Raw genomic sequence first — 17,019 nt, forward strand, 5'->3', positions numbered from 1 at the left:
GCGGGTCAATAACTCTCTGTGTCCCCTCCCGGTGCGGTGGGCGAGCAGTGTCCGCCGCCAATCGGGCCTCTGTGGACATCGGTGCTGGTCAGGGATGCTGTCGAGGCGGGTCGCCGCCGCAGGGCGGTGCGGTGCGTACGGCGTCGAGGTCCGGCCGAGGGCGGCCCGGCCGGCGCGCTGTGGGGGTGTCGCCACTGGTCGGACCGTTGCCCACGGTGACGGAAGATCGACGAGCGACCGCCGATGAATGACCGGAATCGGGTGCTGTGTCCGATGTGGGCCCGGCGTCTCCGGAAGTTTCAGGCGCCGGCCTCGTCGGTTATGTTCGCCGCTCGGTGCAGCGGTGGAAGGGGTGCGCAGGCTGCTGAAGGCCGGTCTGGAGTGCGGTCCGTCGCCACCGGTACTTGCGGAAAACTTCCGGAAGTCATTGACGGGCGTGAAATCCCGCTGAAATACTTCCGTCCAGTAAGGCCGATGCGGTCCCTTTGTCAGGGATCGCGGGCATCATCCCTATCCCGCGTGTCCGGAGTCATGCTGCCCGCCCTCGGGCCACCGGACCCGGAAGGAGCATGAGATGAGCAACGACTCTTCCCGCGCACCCAAGCGGCCGAGACGACTGCGGGCGGCTCTCGTCCTGTCCGCCGTCGGCATGCTGGCCGTGGCGGGTGCCGTGGTGCTGCCGGGCAACGCCAGCGCGGCGAGCACCCTCGGTGCCTCGGCCGCCGAGCGTGGCCGGTACTTCGGGACCGCCGTCGCGGTGAACCGGCTCAACGACTCGGCGTACACGACCATCCTGAACCGCGAGTTCAACCAGGTCACCGCCGAGAACGAGATGAAGATCGACGCGCTGCAGCCCAACCAGGGCCAGTTCAACTACGCCAACGGCGACCGGCTCGTCCAGCACGCGCTCAGCCGCGGCATGCAGGTCCGGGGACACACCCTGGCCTGGCACTCGCAGCAGCCGGGCTGGATGCAGAACATGTCCGGCACCACGCTGCGCAACGCCATGCTCAACCACGTGACCCAGGTGGCCACCCACTACCGGGGCCAGATCGCCTGGTGGGACGTGGTGAACGAGGCGTTCCAGGACGGGTCGAGCGGGGCCCGCCGCGACTCCAACCTCCAGCGCACCGGCAACGACTGGATCGAGGCCGCCTTCCGCGCGGCCCGCCAGGCGGACCCGAACGCGCAGCTCTGCTACAACGACTACAACATCGACAACTGGAACGACGCCAAGACCCAGGCCGTCTACCGGATGGTCCAGGACTTCAAGAGCCGGGGCGTACCGATCGACTGCGTCGGCCTCCAGTCGCACTTTACCGGCGGCTCGAACTACCCGAGCAACTACCGGACCACGCTGTCCAGCTTCGCCGCCCTCGGTGTCGACGTGCACATCACCGAACTCGACATCCGCAACGCGCCGACCGACGCGTACCGCAACGTGGTCAACGACTGTCTCGCCGTGGCGCGCTGCAAGGGCATCACCGTCTGGGGCATCCGTGACTCCGACTCGTGGCGTTCCAACGAGAGCCCGCTGCTGTTCGACGGCAACGGCAACAAGAAGGCCGCCTATGACGCGGTGCTCACCGCGCTGAACAACGGCAGCCCCGGCACCGGCAACCCGACGCCCACGCCGACCACCCCGGCGCCGGGCGGCTGCACCGCGACGATCACCCCGGGCCAGGCCTGGGGCGACCGCTACAACACCTCGGTGACGGTCAGCGGGGCCAGCACCTGGTCGGTGGTCGTCGTGATCACCTCGCCGCAGCGCGTCTCCGCCACCTGGAGCGGCAACCCCACCTGGGACAGCAGCGGCAACGTGATGACGGTGCGCTCCAACGGCAGCGGCAACACGTTCGGCTTCACCACGATGATGAACGGCAACTCCTCGGCCCGTCCGCAGATCCGGTCCTGCTCCGTCGGCTGACGACGAGCCGTTCGGCCGACCTCCACCACCACGCGAGCGCCCGTCCCCGAGACCCGGGGGCGGGCGCTCGCCCGTGCGCGTCAGGCGTGACCGGTCGGGCGGTAGTCGAACCAGTCGAAGGCCGCGCTGCCCTCGGTCACATAGAGGCCGAACACCCGACCGGTGAAGCCGGCGGCGACCTCGGTGGACAGGTAGCGCCCGTCGAGTTCGGCGAGCACGACCGGCCCCGGCGCGGTCAGCACCTCGAAGCCGACCGTGTCGCAGGCGGCGGGGCGTACGCCGAACGGCGCACCGGGGGCGGTGACCTGGTCGGCGGCGGTCACAGTCGGCGGGAGCAGATCGTCGGTCCGGGTGGCGATGCTCAGGGTGACCGGGCCGGCCGGCACCGGCAGCTCGCCGAAGACCTGACGGAACGGACCGACCCGGCCGACCACCCGGACCAGACCGTCGGCGACCTCGATGTCGTAGTGGTGGGCCTCGTCGATGCGTACCGTCAGCCCGGCCCGACCCGTGCCCGGGTCGACCCGCACGGCGGCGCGGCAGTCGTGGTGCTGCTGCCGGCGGGCCATCATGGTGACGCCGGCCCGGTCCAGGGTCGTGCCGGCGGCCCGCAGGGTGAGCCAGCCGGGCCGCTCGGTCAGCGACCAGGCGTCCGTCGGCCGGTCGCGCAGTGAGATCCACTCCGGCGCGAGCACGGCGGTGTCGAAGTCGTCCCGGTACGCGGCCGGGCCGGGCGGCGCGGCCAGGGCGGGCGGACTCCCGGCCGGCGCGGAGGTCACCTCCTGCACCGGGTCGACCACCGGCCAGTCGTCCTCCCAGCGCACCGGCACCAGGAACGTCTCCCGCCCGAGTACGTGGTAGGGCGGCCACTGGCCCTTGGCCCGGATGCCGAGCAGCACCATCCACCAACTGCCGTCGGTCGCCTGCACCAGGTCGGCGTGCCCGGTCGCCTGCACGGGATGACCGGTGCTGCGGTGGGTCAGGAACGGGTTGACCGGGGCGGGCTCGAACGGGCCCCGGACACTGCGCGAGCGGGCGATCGAGACGGCGTGCCCGGTGTGCGTACCGCCCTCGGAGACCAGCAGGTACCACCACTCGCCGATGCGGTAGAGGTGCGGCGCCTCCGGGTACTGCCCGCCGCTGCCGGACCACATCGGCACCGGGCCTTCGAGGACCTTGCCGGCCTCGGGGTCGATGCGGTACGACGCCACCCCGGACAGGGTCAGCCAGCAGTCGCCGTTGTCGTCCCAGGCCAACGAGGGGTCGACGTGCGGCAGGTCGAAGTAGACCGGGTCGGACCACGGCCCGGCCGGGTCGGTGGCGGTGACGATCAGGTGCCGGCCGATGCTGACGTTGGTGGTGACCATCCAGAACCGGCCGTCGTGGTAGCGGATGGTCGGTGCGAAGACGCCACCCGAGGCGTGCGCGTCCGGTGGCAGGTCGAGCTGGCTGCGGCGGTCCAGCACGTTGCCGATCTGCCGCCAGGTGACCAGGTCCCGGCTGTGGAAGACGGGTACGCCGGGGAAGTACTCGAAGCTGGAACAGACCAGGTAGTAGTCCTCGCCGGCCCGACAGACGCTGGGGTCGGGGTGGAATCCGGCGACGACGGGATTGCGGAACGTGGGGGCAGCGGACACCTCGGGGTCACCCTTCGTCGTCTGGGCGAAGCAGCTATCCCGGTCGATGTTATGCGCCACCGGGCGGCCCGCCCGTCACTCCGGGAGATGGCCGCGCAACAACTCCACGGTGCGTTCGTACAACCGGTCCTGGACCTCCGGGTCGACGGCCTGCGGGTGGGGCGTGCCGGGTACCCGCTCGTCGTAGTAGGTGCCGTTGTCCTCGCGCCGCGCCGCGATCTGCACGACGGTGTCGGCGGCCTGTTCCGGGCGTTGCCCGTCGACGGAGAACATCGCGTGCAGCAGGCCGGTCGAGATCACGCCCGGGTGCAGACTGACCACGTCCAGCGAGGGCGACGGCCGGTTCCGGGCCAGCCAGCCGGTGTACGTGACCAGGGCGAGCTCGGCGTTCGCGTACGCGGCCGACGGGGTGTAGGCCTGCCGGGTCAGGTCGAGGTCGTCCAGGTGCAGCGTGGCCGAGTGATGGGTGGCGGACACGATGTTGACGATCCGTCCCCGCTCGTGGCCGGCGACCAGGTCGATCAGGTCGGTGGTGAGCAGGAAGGGCGCCAGGTAGTCGACCTGGAAGGTGATCTCGTTCCCGGCGTCGCTGACCGTCCGGGTGGCCGGCGCGGGACGGCCCGCGTTGTTGATCAGGACGTCGATCGGATCGGTCGTGACGCGGATCCGCTCGGCCAGCCGGGTGACCTCGGCGAGATCGTGGTAGTCGGCCGCCACGTACGTCAACTCGGCATCCCGGCGTTGCCGGGACCGCACCTGGTCGAGCAGGTCGGCGACCTCGCTCTCCGGCTCCGGCCCGTGCAGGACGAGACAGCCGGGCCGGTCGGCGATGGCCAGCGCGGTGGCGCGGCCGATACCGCTCGTCGCGCCGGTCAGCACGACGGCGGCGTCCCGCAGCGCGTCGGCGTGCTGTGCTGTCGGCACGACCTGCTCCCGTCGTCGTCGAGCCCCGGCGCTTCCGCCGCGTCACCGCCGGCATCGGTGATGAACCTAGCCGCCCGTCGCCGAGGTGATGGTGCGCTTGGCGAGTTTCGCTCCCGGTCGTCCGACTTTCGTCGCTCGCCATCGAAAGTTGTCATTGACCTTAACGGTTAACACTCTTTAAGATTCTGCTGCCTCGAGGAAACCACCCTGTCCACCCGTACGCTCGTCCGGCGCCGACGACCACCGGCGCCGGACGGCGGCACGGCGCCGTGATCCGCACCGGGAAGGCCCTCGATGTCCTCACCACGTCCCCGCCCCCGCTCGGCCCTGGCCGCCGGTCTGCTCGCCCTGGTCACCGCCGGAGCGACCCTCGCCGTCACCCCGACCGCCGCACACGCCGTGGTCCTGCCGAACAACTTCAAGAGCGTCGGCTACATGCCCTCCTGGGCCGGCAACGTCAACTCGGTCCAGTACGGCAAGCTCACCCACATCAACTACGCGTTCGTGCTGCCCAACAGCAACGGCACCCTGCGGCCGGTGGAGAACCCGAGCAAGCTCTCCTCGCTGGTGTCGCTGGCCCGGGCCAACAACGTCAAGGTCTCCATCGCGGTGGGCGGCTGGAACGACGGCGACGACAGCGCCTTCGAGGCCCTCGCCGCCAACGCCGGCACCCGCACCACGTTCGTCAACAGTCTGGTCTCGTTCGTCAACCAGTACGGCCTCGACGGCGTCGACATGGACTGGGAGTACCCGGACCCGGGCGCCTCGGCCGCCAACTACGCCCTGCTCATTCAGCAGCTCAGTAATGCGCTGCGCCCGCAGGGCAAGCTGCTGACCGCCGCCGTGGTCGCCGAGGGCTACTACCGCGACGGTGTGCCCACCTCGGTCTTCAACCACGTCGACTTCCTCAACATCATGGCGTACGACGGCGGCAGCCCGCACGCCAACTACGACTGGTCGATCAACGCGGTGAACGGGTGGAAGGCGCGCGGCCTGCCGGCCGCCAAGGCCGTCCTCGGCGTGCCCTTCTACAGTCGCCCCGGCTACTACACGTACACCCAACTGGTCGGCATGGACCCGGCCAACGCCAACCGGGACTGCACCACGGTCAGCGGCGTCCAGCAGTGCTACAACGGCATCCCGACCGTCAAGCGCAAGACCCAGTGGGCGATGGCGAACGCCGGCGGCATGATGAACTGGGAGCTGACCCAGGACACCAGCGGCTCGACCTCACTGGTCAGCGCGATCTACGACACCGTCATGGGCGGCGGCACCCCGCCGCCGACCGGGCGGACCGGCCCGATCACCGGCATCGCCGGCAAGTGCGTGGACGTGGCCGCCGCGAGCAACGCCAACGGCACGGCCGTGCAGCTCTACACCTGCAACGGCACCAATGCGCAGAGCTGGACGGTGGCCTCCGGCGGCACCCTGCGGGCGCTCGGCAAGTGCCTGGACGTGGCCGGCGCGGGCACCGCCAACGGCACGCTCGTGCAGCTCTGGGACTGCAATGGCACCACCGCGCAGGTCTGGCAGGCCCAGTCCAACGGCACGCTGCGCAACCCGGCGTCGAACAGGTGCCTGGACGCCACCGGCAACAGCTCCGCCGACGGCACCCGGTTGCAGATCTGGGACTGCTTCGGCGGCGCCAACCAGGTCTGGCGCCTGCCCGTCTGACCAGCGCCGACGTTCGGCGCCTGCCGGCCTGACCGGCGCGTGCCGGCCTGACCAGCGCTGAAGGGCTCGGGGTGGAATCGCCGCCCCGAGCCCGCTACGCGACCACCATGCTGCGGGCCTGGGTGAGGCCACCGACCATCTCCCGCAGCGCCGCGACGATCGACGCCTCGATCTCCGGACGCAGCCGGGAGACCGGGACGGAGATGCTCACCGCGTCCACCGCCGGTGACGACAGCGGCACGGCCATCGCGAAGCAGACGATGCCCTCGGCGTTCTCCTCCCGGTCCACCGCGTGCCCGACTGTCCGGACATCGGCCAGCGCCGAGTGCAGGGCGTCGCGGTCGCAGAGGGTGTGCGGGGTGAGGCGGGGCAGCGGCCAGGTCAGCATCGTGTCGACCGTCTGCTCCGGGTGCCCGGCCAGCAGGGCCTTGCCGAGGGCGGTGGCGTGCGCCGGCAACCGTCGGCCGATCGCGCTGTAGAGCCGCAGCCGGTGCACCGACTCCCGCTTGGCCAGATACACCACCTGATCGCCGTCGAGCCGGCCGAGGTGGACGGCCTCGCCGAACCGGCGGGACAACTCGTCGAGGACGCCGCCGAGCAGACCGACCCGGTCGTCCCCGTCGAGATAGGCGGCGCCGACCCGCAGGGCCCGCAGGCCGAGCCGGAACCGGGTGCCGGTGTCGTCGGTCTGCACCCAGCCGCGAGTGGTCAGCGTGCGCAGCAGCCCGTGCAGGCTGCTCTTGGGGATGCCGAGGGCCCGTGCCAGGTCGCCCAGGGCCCAGGAGCGCGGCTGGTCGGCGAGCAGTTCGAGCAGGTCGAGGGTGCGCCCGGCCGACTTGACGGGCTGGAACTCCTCTGGCGCGGTGGGCACCGGCCCACTCTAGCGAAGCCGGTACGCCTCCAGTAAGGTCACGTACGTGACTAACGTTCAAGGATCTGAACAATCTGATCGCGGATCGGGAAGACTCGACGTTGGACGGGTGCTGCCGGTGGTGGTCCTCGAGGACGCTCGGCACGCCGATCCACTCGCCTCGGCGCTGGTCAAGGGTGGTCTGTCGGCGATCGAGGTGACCCTGCGTACCGCCGCCGGGCTGGACGCGATCAAGGCGGTGGCCGGGCGCGGAGATCTCACGGTCGGTGCCGGCACCGTGCTCACCGCCGAGCAGGCCGCGCGGGCCGTGGCCGCCGGTGCCCGGTTCGTGGTGACCCCCGGTTTCGCCCCCGCGGTGGTGCGCTTCTGCCAGGAGGCCGGCGTGCCGGTCTTCCCCGGCGCGGCCACCGCGACCGAGATCCAGATGGCCGTCGACGCCGGCCTGGACGTGGTCAAGTTCTTCCCCGCCCAGCAACTGGGCGGCGCGCCGATGATCAAGGCGCTCGCGGCGCCGTTCCGCGACATCCGGTTCATCCCCACCGGTGGCATCACGCCCGCCGTGATCGACGAGTACCTTGCCCTGCCCGCCGTGCTGGCCGTCGGCGCGACCTGGATGGTGGCGGCGGACCTGGTCGCCGGTGAGCAGTGGGACGAGATCACCAGCCGGACCGCCTCGGCGGTGGCGGCGGCGGGAGGTCGGGCATGAGCGAGCGGAGCGAGCGAATCATCGGGTTCAGTGCGGTGGTGCCTCGTGGCGGCACGCAGCGGAGCGGAGTGACGGCATGAGCGAGAGTACGAGTGCGCTGACTCCCCGGCCGAAGGACGAGTGCCGGTACGACCTGGTCTCGCTCGGCGAGGTCATGCTGCGACTCGACCCCGGTGAGGGGCGGGTCCGCACCGCGCGTCAGTTCCGGGCCTGGGAGGGTGGCGGCGAGTACAACGTGGCCCGGGGCCTGCGCCGCTGTTTCGGCCTGCGGACCGCGGTGGTCACCGCGTTCGCCCAGAACGAGGTCGGCCGGCTGCTGGAGGACCTGATCCTGCAGGGCGGCGTGGACACCAGCTTCGTCACCTGGCTGCCCTACGACGGCATCGGCCGTAGCGTGCGCAACGGACTGAACTTCACCGAGCGCGGTTTCGGCGTACGCGGGGCGGTCGGCACCTCCGACCGGGGCCACTCCGCCGCCAGCCAGCTCAAGCCGGACGACGTCGACTGGGACCACCTCTTCGGCACGCTCGGGGTGCGGTGGCTGCACACCGGCGGCATCTACGCGGCGCTGTCGGAGACGGCCGCGCAGACCGCCGAGGCCGCGATGACCGCCGCCCGCCGGCACGGCACCATCGTCTCCTACGACCTGAACTACCGGCCCAGCCTCTGGAAGGCGGTGGGCGGCCAGGACCGCGCCCGGGAGGTCAACCGTCGGCTCGCCGCCCTGGTCGACGTGATGATCGGCAACGAGGAGGACTTCACCGCCTGCCTCGGATTCGAGGTGCCGGACACCGACATCCACAGCGGCGCGCTGGACGCCGGCAACTTCAAGACGATGATCGAGGCCGTCGTCCAGGAGTACCCGAACTTCAAGGTCGTGGCGACCACGCTGCGCGGCGTGCACAGCGCGACGGTCAACGACTGGGGCGCCGTGGCATGGTCGGGTGGCGCGTTCGCCGAGGCCACCCACCGCCCCGGCCTGGAGATCATGGACCGGGTCGGCGGCGGCGACAGCTTCGCCTCCGGGCTCATCTACGGCCTGCTGGAGCGCGACGGCGACCTGGCCCAGGCCGTGGAGTACGGCGCCGCCCACGGCGCCCTGGCGATGACCACCCCCGGCGACACGTCGATGGCCAACCTCGCCGAGGTGGAGGCACTGGTGCGCGGAGCCGGCGCCCGCGTGCAACGCTGACCTGCGACCGGCCGGGTCGGGACTACCCGATCCGGCCGGTCAACACGCAGACGCGGACGTGCTCGCGGAACCGGGTCGCCGGGCCCAGCGCGTCGCGGATCATCGTGGACAGCTCCGTCCGCTGCTCCGCCGGGGGCAGGGCGTCGACCGGGAAGCTGGAGTAGACGCCGCCGAGAAGAGCGTCCAGGTCGAGTTCGTCGGTGTATTCGACCACGGTCTCGGTGACGTGGTAACCGTGCCGGGTGAGTGCGTCAGCGTACCGGCGTCGGCTGTCGGTGTCGGTGCCGCAGCTCCGGCTCAGTTCGGCGCCGCGCCAGCGTTCCAGGCAGGCACGTAGCGCCCGCGACCAGGACGTGTCCTGAAGCCACAGCGGCGTCCCGTTGGCCACCACCGCGACCCCGCCACCGGGGCGCAGCAGCGGACGGAGCCCGGCGAACACGCTCTCATGCGCCATCCAGTGCAGAGCCTGCCCGACGGTCACCGCGCCCACGTCGCCGAGCAACCGGCCCAACGCGGGCAGGTCGGAGTCGGCACCGAGGACCCAGCTCACGTTGTCGACCCGCTGTTCCTCGGCGGCGCGGCGGGCGAGCACGAGCATGTCGGGCTCCGGATCGACCCCGACGACCGCCCGCACCCGAGCGGCGATCGGCAGCGTGAGCTGGCCCGTACCGCAGCCGAGGTCGACGACCACGTCCTGCGGCGTCAGACCGAACGTCGTCGCCAGCACGTCGAACACGGCCGGCGGATAGCCGCGCCGGTAGCGTTGGTACAGCCGTGCCACCTCACCACCGAAGCCCAGGTCCATGCGGCCAGGATGTCCGGACCGGCCGCGACCGGCCAAGGCATTCTGCTGACGGCAGCACGCGGCGAGGATCCGGCAACCTGTTTGCCCCGCCGTCGCGGTGTTGACATGCTTCGCACATGTCATCGCCCTCCGTGCCCGACTTCGAGCGGGTCATCGACGCGGCACTGCGGGACCAGTTCGAGGTCTTCATCGACCAGCACCGCGCCGAGCTGCAGCACTGTCTCGACGGGCTGACCGAGGAGCAGGCCCGCCGATCGTTGGTGCCCTCCCGGACGACCCTGCTGGGTCTGGTCAAGCACGCGACCTTCGTGGAGAAGGTCTGGTTCGACGAGGCGGTGACGCGCCGCTCGCGTGCCGAGATCGGCATCCCGGCCACGCCGGACGAGTCGTTCCTGCTCGACGACGGTGACACCGTCGCCAGCGTCCAGGAGGCACACCGGCAGGCGTGTGCGGCGTCCCGTCGCGCCACCGCCTCGCTGGGGTTGGACGACCTGCTGCACGGCAACCGGCGCGGACCGATCCCGCTGCGCTGGGTCTATCTGCACGTGCTGCGCGAGCTGGCCGAGCACTGCGGTCACGCCGACATCCTGCGCGAGCAGATCCTGGCCGACTGACGGCGGGAGCGGTGCGTCGTACCGGAAGGGAGTGTGACGGATGACCGAGCCGGTGACTCCGGCGGCCGTGACGGCGCTGCGGGAGGCCCGCCGCGTGGTGATCTTCACCGGGGCCGGGATGTCGGCCGAGAGCGGCGTGCCGACGTTCCGTGACGCCCTCACCGGCCTCTGGCAGCGCTACGACGCCCACACGCTGGCCACGCCGGAGGCATTCCAGGCCGACCCGGCCCTGGTCTGGGGCTGGTACGAGTGGCGGCGGCACACCGTGCGGCGGGCCGAGCCGCACGATGGGCACCGGGCGGTGGCCGCGATCGAGGCGCACGTCCCGGAGACCGTTCTGATCACGCAGAATGTGGACGACCTGCACGAGCGGGCCGGTTCGGTCGCCCCGATCCACCTGCACGGCAGCCTGTTCGCGCCGCGCTGTTCGCGGTGTGCCCACCCGGCGACCCTCGCCGAGGAGACGCCGCCCGGCGACGGCGGACGGATGCCGCCACCCGACTGCGTGCGCTGCACGGCACCGGTCCGGCCGGGCGTGGTGTGGTTCGGTGAGTCGTTGCCGCAGCAGGCCCTGGAGGCGGCGGTCGAGGCGGCCGCCGCCTGTGATCTGCTGCTGACGATCGGCACCTCCGGCGTGGTGTATCCGGCCGCCGAGATCCCCCGGGTGGCGGCCCGCCTCGGTGCCACGGTGATCCAGGTCGACCCGGCGCCGACACCGCTGGACGCGGTCGCCGACGTGAACCTGCGCGGCTCGGCCGCCCGGGTGCTGCCCGCCCTGGTCCGGGCCGCCTGGGGCACCGACGCACCGGGATGACACGGGTCGGAGCGACCGGCTCGTCGGCCGGAGTTGTCGGTGTCGGCGACTATCCTCACGCCTCGTGACCTCGCAGTTGAATGAGCTTCCCACCGACCTGGCCGAGCTGTTCGCCGACGCGCAGCCGCGCCGCCGCACCCTGCCCGTGTCGCTCCCGCCCGGCCGGACGGTCCGCAGCGAGGAGGCATCCGACGAGCGTCCCGCGCTGTGGCTCAGCGACGCACCGGCCCCGTCCGGACTGTGGCCGGAGCTGCACGCGGCGCACGCGGGGTCGGGGCTGTGGCCGCTGCTCCTCGACCACCTCCACGGTGACCCGGACCGCCCCTGGGCCGACGGCGAGCTGTGGCCGGCGAGCAGTTCCGACCCGGCGGAGCACGACCCCGAGCGGTTGCTGGCCGGCTGGTGGTCCACCCGCACCACCAACTACGAGGGTGGTGAGCCGACCAGCCGGCAGCTCGCCGTCACCGCGCCCTACGGGCAGGACTGGCCCGGCCTGGCCGCACCGGCGTCGCCCCGGGTCACGCCGCAGGAGCACGCCGACCACTGGGCCGAGCAGTTGTCACTGGCCCAGCCCGACATGCGGCTCGGTCTGGTCGCCGCCGAGCGGGGCAGCGACGCGCTGGCCGTCGTCGGCTGGCAGGGGCCGGTCAATTACACCAACGACGCCGGCCGACTCTCCGCGGTGTTGCGCAGTTGGGAGGACCGGTTCGGGGTACGCGTGATCGGCCTCGGCTTCGCCGAGCTGTACCTGTCGGTCGCCGCCCCGCCGACGACCGTCGACGAGGCATTGCCGATCGCGGCCGAGCACTTCGCCTTCTGCCCGGACAACATCTGGCAGGGGCAGAGCCCGTGCACGCTCGCCGGTTACGCGGACCGCATCGTCAACGCCCCGACCTGGGCGTTCTGGTGGGACTGACGGCCGAGGTCGTCAGGCGGCGGGGTGTTCGGCCCGCTCGGTGGTGAGGGTGACCAGGAACGCCGCGTGGTCGGTCGTGCCGCTCATGTCGATCGATCTGCTGGCGGTGATCGTCAGGTCCGGGGTGGCCATGAACTGCTGCACCCCGCCGTCGTGCAGGTGCTGGTAGTCGGCGGGTACGCAGGACCGCACGTCGGGCGTGCCGCCGTGCCGCAGGTTGAGGTCGCCGCTGACCACCGTCGGCTGGTAGCCGGCACCGGCGTGCAGCTCGGGTACGGCCACCCCGAGCAGGTGCCCGCACTGGGCCAGCGCCAGCGTCGAGCTGGTGTACGCCAGGTGCGTGGTGCACGCGTAGAAGACGGTGCTGGCGTCCACGCAGAGCCAGGCGCGCTGCTCGGGATCGGCCGGGTCCTGCGCCGGGAAGACCCCCCGGTGCAGTTCGTGCCCCCGGTACGGGTCCGCGACGTGGGCCAGCACGCCGACGCCGTACTGCTCGCCGTTGACGCAGCGGTAGGGCTCGCCGGTGCGGCCGTTGCGGGCGGGCTGGAAGGCCGCGACCACGGTGCCGGAGTGCACACCGGTCATGGCGCGCTCCAGCGCGTCCACGTCACCGGAGCAGATCTCGTTGAGCGTGACGATGTCCGGGCGTTCGGCGCGGATCACCTCGGCGGCCTGGTCCACCGCCCGCCCGGTGTAGCAGCCCAGGGCCATGCCGCTGTTGCAGAGGTTCATCTGGAGCACCCGCAGTGGGGTGGGGCCGGCGTTCGGCGCGACCACCGAGCAGCCGGCCAGCAGCGCGGTGGCCGCGAGCAGGCCGAGGGTGGCGCGCAGCGGACGGGGGACGCGGAAGCGACGACGAGCCAATGCACCTGCCCTGGACGTGCGGAGGGGTGGCAAGTGTATCGGCAGCTCCGTCGCGGTCGTGACGCTGCGCGACCGGCGTGATCGGGGTGGGTGGCCACGTCGGTGGCCCGGACCGGTCGGTCCGGGCCACCGACGGCCGGTCAGGGCGCCCAGGGACTCGCGAGATGCCAGGTGCTGTCCACCGCCCAGAGCACGGGCGACTGGTACGCGGCACCACCCGCGCCGTTACTCAACCACACCTGCGAGTCGTAGTGGCGCAGGAAGGACCCCCGATAGTTGTACGACTCCAGCGACACGCCGCTGCCGGTGAGCCCGGTGCGGGCGCACCAGGTGGCGTCCGCGCGCATCAGCGCGGAGCCGTCGTCGGGCGAGTTGCGGACCCGGGAGTCGGCGTGACGCAGGTACTGCCCCGGGTAGTTCACCGACTCGAAGGAGTAGCAGCTCCCGTCGGCCAGTCCCGCCCGGATCGTGTACGTGGCGTCCTGCTTGAGCAGCGCCGCGCTGCCCGCGGTGACGATCTCGGTGTACGCCAGACCGTTCTGGTGTCGCAGGTACCGTCCGGTGTGTCCGGGCGTGGTCACCTGCAACGAGTGGCGGGCGCCCACCGGCAGCGCGACCGGTTGCCGGGGCGTGATCGACCGGGACGCGTCGATCAGGGCGCGGTTGGCGACGCGTACCCGGGCCTCGTCCATCTTGACCACCCGGCGGTCGTAGGTGAGGAAGCCGTTCAGCTCGCCCTCCAGGTCGGTGATCTCGGTGTAGACCGAGGCGCTGAGCCCGGTGCCGACCATCAGGTTCCGGACGCCCTCGACCAGGCCGACGTACCGGTCGGTCAGCGCCGCCGAGGTGGGCTGCCACTCGTACGCGAAGAAGCCGCCGCTGGGGCTGTACTCGTGCCCGGGCACCCGTAGTCCGAGGCCGCCGAACTCGCCGAGCACCGCGATCCGGGAGGCGGACGGTGCGGGGGAGGCGGGCCCGAGGTAGACGTGCCAGTCGTCGATGTCGCCGTTGCCCGGGTCGCCGAGCGACTGGCAGCAGTTGTGGCCGCTGTGCGTGTTGACCAGCCGGGTCGGGTCCTGGTTCTTGACGTTCTGACCGACCCGTCGGGTGTCGGCGAGCGACCGCTCACCCCAGCCCTCGTTGTAGACGGTGTAGGCGACCACCGCCGGGCTGCTGCGGTGCTCGTCGACGATCTCCCGGGCCTCCGCCTCGAACTGGGCCTGCTGGGCGTCGGTCGCGTCGACCTCTTGAGCGGTCAGTGACGGGATGTCCTGCCAGACCAGCAGGCCGAGGCGGTCGGCGTGATAGAACCACCGCTGCGGTTCGACCTTGATGTGCTTGCGCACCATGTTGAACCCGAGGTCCTTGTGTTTCTGCAGGTCGAAGGCGAGGGCGGCGTCGGTGGGCGCGGTGTATAGGCCGTCCGGCCAGTAGCCCTGGTCGAGGGTGCCGGCCTGAAAGACGAACTCGCCGTTGAGCAGCGGGCGCAGCACGCCGCCGACCATCCGGGTGGTGATCTCCCGCATGCCGAAGTAGTGGGTGGTCCGGTCCACCGGTGCGCCGGCGGCGTTGCGCAACGTGATCCGCAGGTCGTACAGGAACGGGTCGTCGGGGGACCAGCGGCGGGCGTTCGGCACCGGCACGGTGAATTCGGTGAAGCCGCCGGTGGCGGTGCCGACCACGGTGCCGCCGGTCAGTGCCTCGGCGAGCACGCGGTGGCCGGTGACGGTGCCGCGGGTGTGCACCCGCACCCGCAGGGTGTTGTCGGCGAGGTTCGGGTACGTGTCGACCCGGCTGATCGAGGCGGCGGGTACGGGTTCCAGCCAGACGGTCTGCCAGATGCCGGAGACCGGCGTGTAGAAGATGCCGTTCGGTGTCCTGGTCTGCTTGCCGATCGGCGGCAGGCTGCCGTTCTGCCGACTGTCGGTGGGGTCCCAGACGGTGACCACGATCTCGTTCTGGCCGGTGCGCAACTGCGGCGTGACGTCGAAGCTGAACGCGTCGTAGCCGCCGCTGTGGGTGCCGACCCGGGTGCCGTTGACCCAGACCGTGGCCTGCCAGTCCACCGCGCCGAAGTGCAGCAGGACGCGGCGGCCCGACCAGCCGGCCGGCACCGTGACGGTGCGGCGGTAGTGCAGATAGTGACGGTTGTCGGCGGCGGCGCGCTGCACCCCGGACAGGGCGCTCTCCACCGGGAACGGCACGTTGACCCGCTCCGGCAGGTCGACGCCGAACTGCGGGGCGTCGTCGGTGGCGGACTGGCGCAGTTGCCACTCGCCGTTGAGGTTGAGCCAGTCGGGTCGGGTCATCTGCGGTCGCGGGTACTCCGGCAGCGGGGTGCCGGCCAGCGCCTGACTGGTCCAGGGGGTGGTGAGCGGGGGCGTCTTCGGTGGCACGGCCCGGGCGGGGGAGACCGGTGCGAGCAGCACGGCCAGCACGACGAGTACGGCCAGGGGGGACAGGACGCGAGCGTGACGTGTCATGCCGTCTCCGATGTGGACGGCCCGTCGGTGAGGCGGCGTGGTGGTGGCCCGCGCGACGGGGGTGGGCGGATCACATCGACATCAACCACCATCTATAGCAGGCCGTGCGCGTCCGGGCTACGCGCGCCGGGCGCCGGGTTCAGTCCCGAAGCGGGTACGGGATGAAGGTGCTGCGGTTCTCGTCCAGGTCCAGGTGCCGGCTGATCGGTGGGGCGGCCCGCTGCGGGCAGCTCATCCGCTCGCAGGTCTTGCAGCCCGGCCCGATCGGGATGGCCGCCTCGGCCGCGTGCAGGTCCATCCCGGTGGAGTAGACCAACCGCCCGGCGTGCCGTGTCTCGCAGCCCAGCCCGATCGCGTACACCTTGCCGGGTTGACCGTAACCGCCGTGGTGCCGGGTGATGGTGCGGGCGATCCAGAGGTAACGCTGCCCGTCCGGCATCGCGGCGACCTGGGTGACCACCCGTCCGGGCGCGCCGAACGCCTCGTAGACGTTCCACAGCGGGCAGGTGCCGCCGGTGCGGGAGAACGGGAAGCCGGTGGCGGACTGCCGCTTGGACATGTTGCCGGCCCGGTCCACTCGGACGAAGGAGAACGGCACGCCGCGCGCCCGGGGGCGTTGCAGGGTGCTGAGCCGGTGGCAGACCGTCTCCCAGCCGAGGGCGTAGTGCTGGGTCAACAGGTCGATATCGTAGCGGCGCTGCTCGGCGGCGGCCAGGAAGTGCTCGTACGGCAGCAGCAGCGCCGCCGCGAAGTAGTTGGCCAGGCCGACCCGGGTCAGGATCTGGGTCTGCACGTCGTCGAAGTTCTCCGACTCGACGATCTCGTCGATCACGTCGGCGAACTCCAGCAAGGCGATCTGCGCGGCCATCCGCATCGCCTCCTGCCCGCCGCGCAGTGAGGTGGACAGGTGCAGGGTGCGGGTCTGCGGGCGGTAGCGGTGCAGGTCGCCGCCGAGTGAGCCGGGCTCCTCGCGGGTGACGCGTACCCCGTGTCGCTGCGCCAACCGGTCGCGCAGCAGGACGCGCACCTCGCCCCGGCGCAGCGCCATCCGGGCGGCCAGCCGTTCGGCCTCCTCGTCGAGGTCCGGTACGTAGTTCTGCCGGCGGTAGAAGAACTCGGTGACCTGGTCGTGCGGGCTGCGCCCGATCCGCTCGCGGTCACCGACCAGCTCGGCGAGCTGCTCGTCGGCCTGCTGGTAGCGCCGGTGCAGGTCGATGACGGCGGCGGCGACCTCGGGCAGCCGGGTGGCGAGTTCGGTGAGTTCGGTGATGCCGGCCCGGGCGGGTAGGGCCTCGCGTAGCCCGGCGACCAGGCGCGGGGTGTCGTGCGCGGCGAACACGGTCGGGTCGACGCCGAACAGTTCGGTGATGCGCAGCAGCACCGGCACGGTCAACGGGCGGGTGTCGTGCTCGATCTGGTTCAGGTAGCTCGGGGAGATGCTGAGGTGCCGGGCCAGCTCCGTCTGGCTGATCCCACGCTCCTCGCGCAACCGGCGCAGGCGGGCACCGGCAAAGGTCTTGGTCATCGCCGCAACCTCCCGATCGGCGGACTGGGTCGGGCCACATTAGCACTGCTGCGAATGGCGCCTTTCA

The 17,019-nt window shown here is 71.5% G+C and carries 14 protein-coding genes; 7 read left to right on the forward strand and 7 right to left on the reverse strand.

The window, feature by feature from the left end:
- The first annotated feature begins 574 nt into the window (after positions 1-574).
- On the forward strand, positions 575-1,927 hold the full coding sequence (locus tag ABT008_RS20350) for an endo-1,4-beta-xylanase (protein ID WP_350697791.1): 1,353 nt from the start codon (positions 575-577) through the stop codon (positions 1,925-1,927).
- A gap of 80 nt (positions 1,928-2,007) precedes the next feature.
- Here the strand turns inward: ABT008_RS20350 and ABT008_RS20355 are convergent, their stop codons facing one another.
- Both ABT008_RS20355 and ABT008_RS20360 read right to left on the reverse strand, forming a co-directional pair.
- On the reverse strand, positions 2,008-3,564 hold the full coding sequence (locus ABT008_RS20355) for a glycoside hydrolase family 43 protein (protein ID WP_350697792.1): 1,557 nt from the start codon (positions 3,562-3,564) through the stop codon (positions 2,008-2,010).
- A 75-nt stretch (positions 3,565-3,639) separates the two neighbouring features.
- Positions 3,640-4,488 (reverse strand): SDR family NAD(P)-dependent oxidoreductase, encoded by an 849-nt coding sequence (locus ABT008_RS20360; protein ID WP_350697793.1) that lies wholly within the window; start codon positions 4,486-4,488, stop codon positions 3,640-3,642.
- A gap of 294 nt (positions 4,489-4,782) precedes the next feature.
- Between ABT008_RS20360 and ABT008_RS20365 the strand changes: the two genes are divergently transcribed.
- The gene (locus tag ABT008_RS20365) at positions 4,783-6,162 is read left to right on the forward strand and encodes a glycosyl hydrolase family 18 protein (protein WP_350697794.1); all 1,380 of its coding nucleotides are present in this window, start codon (positions 4,783-4,785) and stop codon (positions 6,160-6,162) included.
- A 94-nt stretch (positions 6,163-6,256) separates the two neighbouring features.
- Here the strand turns inward: ABT008_RS20365 and ABT008_RS20370 are convergent, their stop codons facing one another.
- Positions 6,257-7,033: an IclR family transcriptional regulator gene (locus ABT008_RS20370; protein ID WP_350697795.1), complete on the reverse strand. Its 777-nt coding sequence runs from the start codon at positions 7,031-7,033 to the stop codon at positions 6,257-6,259.
- A 46-nt stretch (positions 7,034-7,079) separates the two neighbouring features.
- Here ABT008_RS20370 and eda point away from each other — a divergent pair, with 46 nt between their 5' ends.
- Positions 7,080-7,739, forward strand: a complete 660-nt coding sequence (eda, locus tag ABT008_RS20375; RefSeq protein ID WP_350697796.1) for a bifunctional 4-hydroxy-2-oxoglutarate aldolase/2-dehydro-3-deoxy-phosphogluconate aldolase — start codon at positions 7,080-7,082, stop codon at positions 7,737-7,739.
- 76 nt (positions 7,740-7,815) lie between these two features.
- Positions 7,816-8,931: a sugar kinase gene (locus ABT008_RS20380; RefSeq protein ID WP_350697797.1), complete on the forward strand. Its 1,116-nt coding sequence runs from the start codon at positions 7,816-7,818 to the stop codon at positions 8,929-8,931.
- Between the two features lie 22 nt (positions 8,932-8,953).
- Here ABT008_RS20380 and ABT008_RS20385 read toward each other — a convergent pair whose 3' ends face one another.
- Positions 8,954-9,736: a class I SAM-dependent methyltransferase gene (locus ABT008_RS20385; protein WP_350697798.1), complete on the reverse strand. Its 783-nt coding sequence runs from the start codon at positions 9,734-9,736 to the stop codon at positions 8,954-8,956.
- 116 nt (positions 9,737-9,852) lie between these two features.
- On the opposite strand from ABT008_RS20385, the gene ABT008_RS20390 reads away from it, so the two are divergent.
- From ABT008_RS20390 to ABT008_RS20400, 3 genes are all read left to right on the forward strand, one after another.
- Positions 9,853-10,350, forward strand: a complete 498-nt coding sequence (locus ABT008_RS20390) for a DinB family protein (RefSeq protein ID WP_350697799.1) — start codon at positions 9,853-9,855, stop codon at positions 10,348-10,350.
- A gap of 40 nt (positions 10,351-10,390) precedes the next feature.
- The gene (locus tag ABT008_RS20395; protein ID WP_350697800.1) at positions 10,391-11,164 is read left to right on the forward strand and encodes an SIR2 family NAD-dependent protein deacylase; all 774 of its coding nucleotides are present in this window, start codon (positions 10,391-10,393) and stop codon (positions 11,162-11,164) included.
- A 64-nt stretch (positions 11,165-11,228) separates the two neighbouring features.
- Positions 11,229-12,080: a DUF4253 domain-containing protein gene (locus tag ABT008_RS20400; protein ID WP_350697801.1), complete on the forward strand. Its 852-nt coding sequence runs from the start codon at positions 11,229-11,231 to the stop codon at positions 12,078-12,080.
- A 12-nt stretch (positions 12,081-12,092) separates the two neighbouring features.
- On the opposite strand, the gene ABT008_RS20405 is transcribed toward ABT008_RS20400, so the two are convergent.
- The 3 genes from ABT008_RS20405 to ABT008_RS20415 form a co-directional block, all read right to left on the reverse strand.
- A complete protein-coding gene (locus ABT008_RS20405) occupies positions 12,093-12,944 on the reverse strand; it encodes an endonuclease/exonuclease/phosphatase family protein (protein ID WP_350697802.1) in 852 nt (283 codons plus the stop codon).
- Positions 12,945-13,084: 140 nt separating this feature from the next.
- Positions 13,085-15,427, reverse strand: coding sequence for an AbfB domain-containing protein (locus tag ABT008_RS20410; protein ID WP_350697803.1), 2,343 nt, complete (start codon positions 15,425-15,427; stop codon positions 13,085-13,087).
- Between the two features lie 139 nt (positions 15,428-15,566).
- Entirely contained in the window at positions 15,567-16,952 is a 1,386-nt protein-coding gene (locus tag ABT008_RS20415) for a short-chain fatty acyl-CoA regulator family protein (protein ID WP_350697804.1), read from the reverse strand.
- Between the last annotated feature and the right edge of the window lie 67 nt (positions 16,953-17,019).

It is taken from the genome of Micromonospora sp. NPDC002389 (assembly GCF_040296095.1).
Lineage (GTDB): Bacteria > Actinomycetota > Actinomycetes > Mycobacteriales > Micromonosporaceae > Micromonospora.

Bases quoted from the DNA above. Each gene is read 5' to 3' on its own strand.
- ABT008_RS20385 (WP_350697798.1), bottom strand. From the start codon at position 9,736: ATGGACCTGGGCTTCGGTGGTGAGGTGGCACGGCTGTACCAACGCTAC.
- ABT008_RS20415 (WP_350697804.1), bottom strand. From the start codon at position 16,952: ATGACCAAGACCTTTGCCGGTGCCCGCCTGCGCCGGTTGCGCGAGGAG.
- ABT008_RS20390 (WP_350697799.1), top strand. From the start codon at position 9,853: ATGTCATCGCCCTCCGTGCCCGACTTCGAGCGGGTCATCGACGCGGCA.
- ABT008_RS20380 (WP_350697797.1), top strand. From the start codon at position 7,816: ATGAGCGAGAGTACGAGTGCGCTGACTCCCCGGCCGAAGGACGAGTGC.
- ABT008_RS20350 (WP_350697791.1), top strand. From the start codon at position 575: ATGAGCAACGACTCTTCCCGCGCACCCAAGCGGCCGAGACGACTGCGG.
- ABT008_RS20395 (WP_350697800.1), top strand. From the start codon at position 10,391: ATGACCGAGCCGGTGACTCCGGCGGCCGTGACGGCGCTGCGGGAGGCC.
- ABT008_RS20410 (WP_350697803.1), bottom strand. From the start codon at position 15,427: ATGACACGTCACGCTCGCGTCCTGTCCCCCCTGGCCGTACTCGTCGTG.
- ABT008_RS20365 (WP_350697794.1), top strand. From the start codon at position 4,783: ATGTCCTCACCACGTCCCCGCCCCCGCTCGGCCCTGGCCGCCGGTCTG.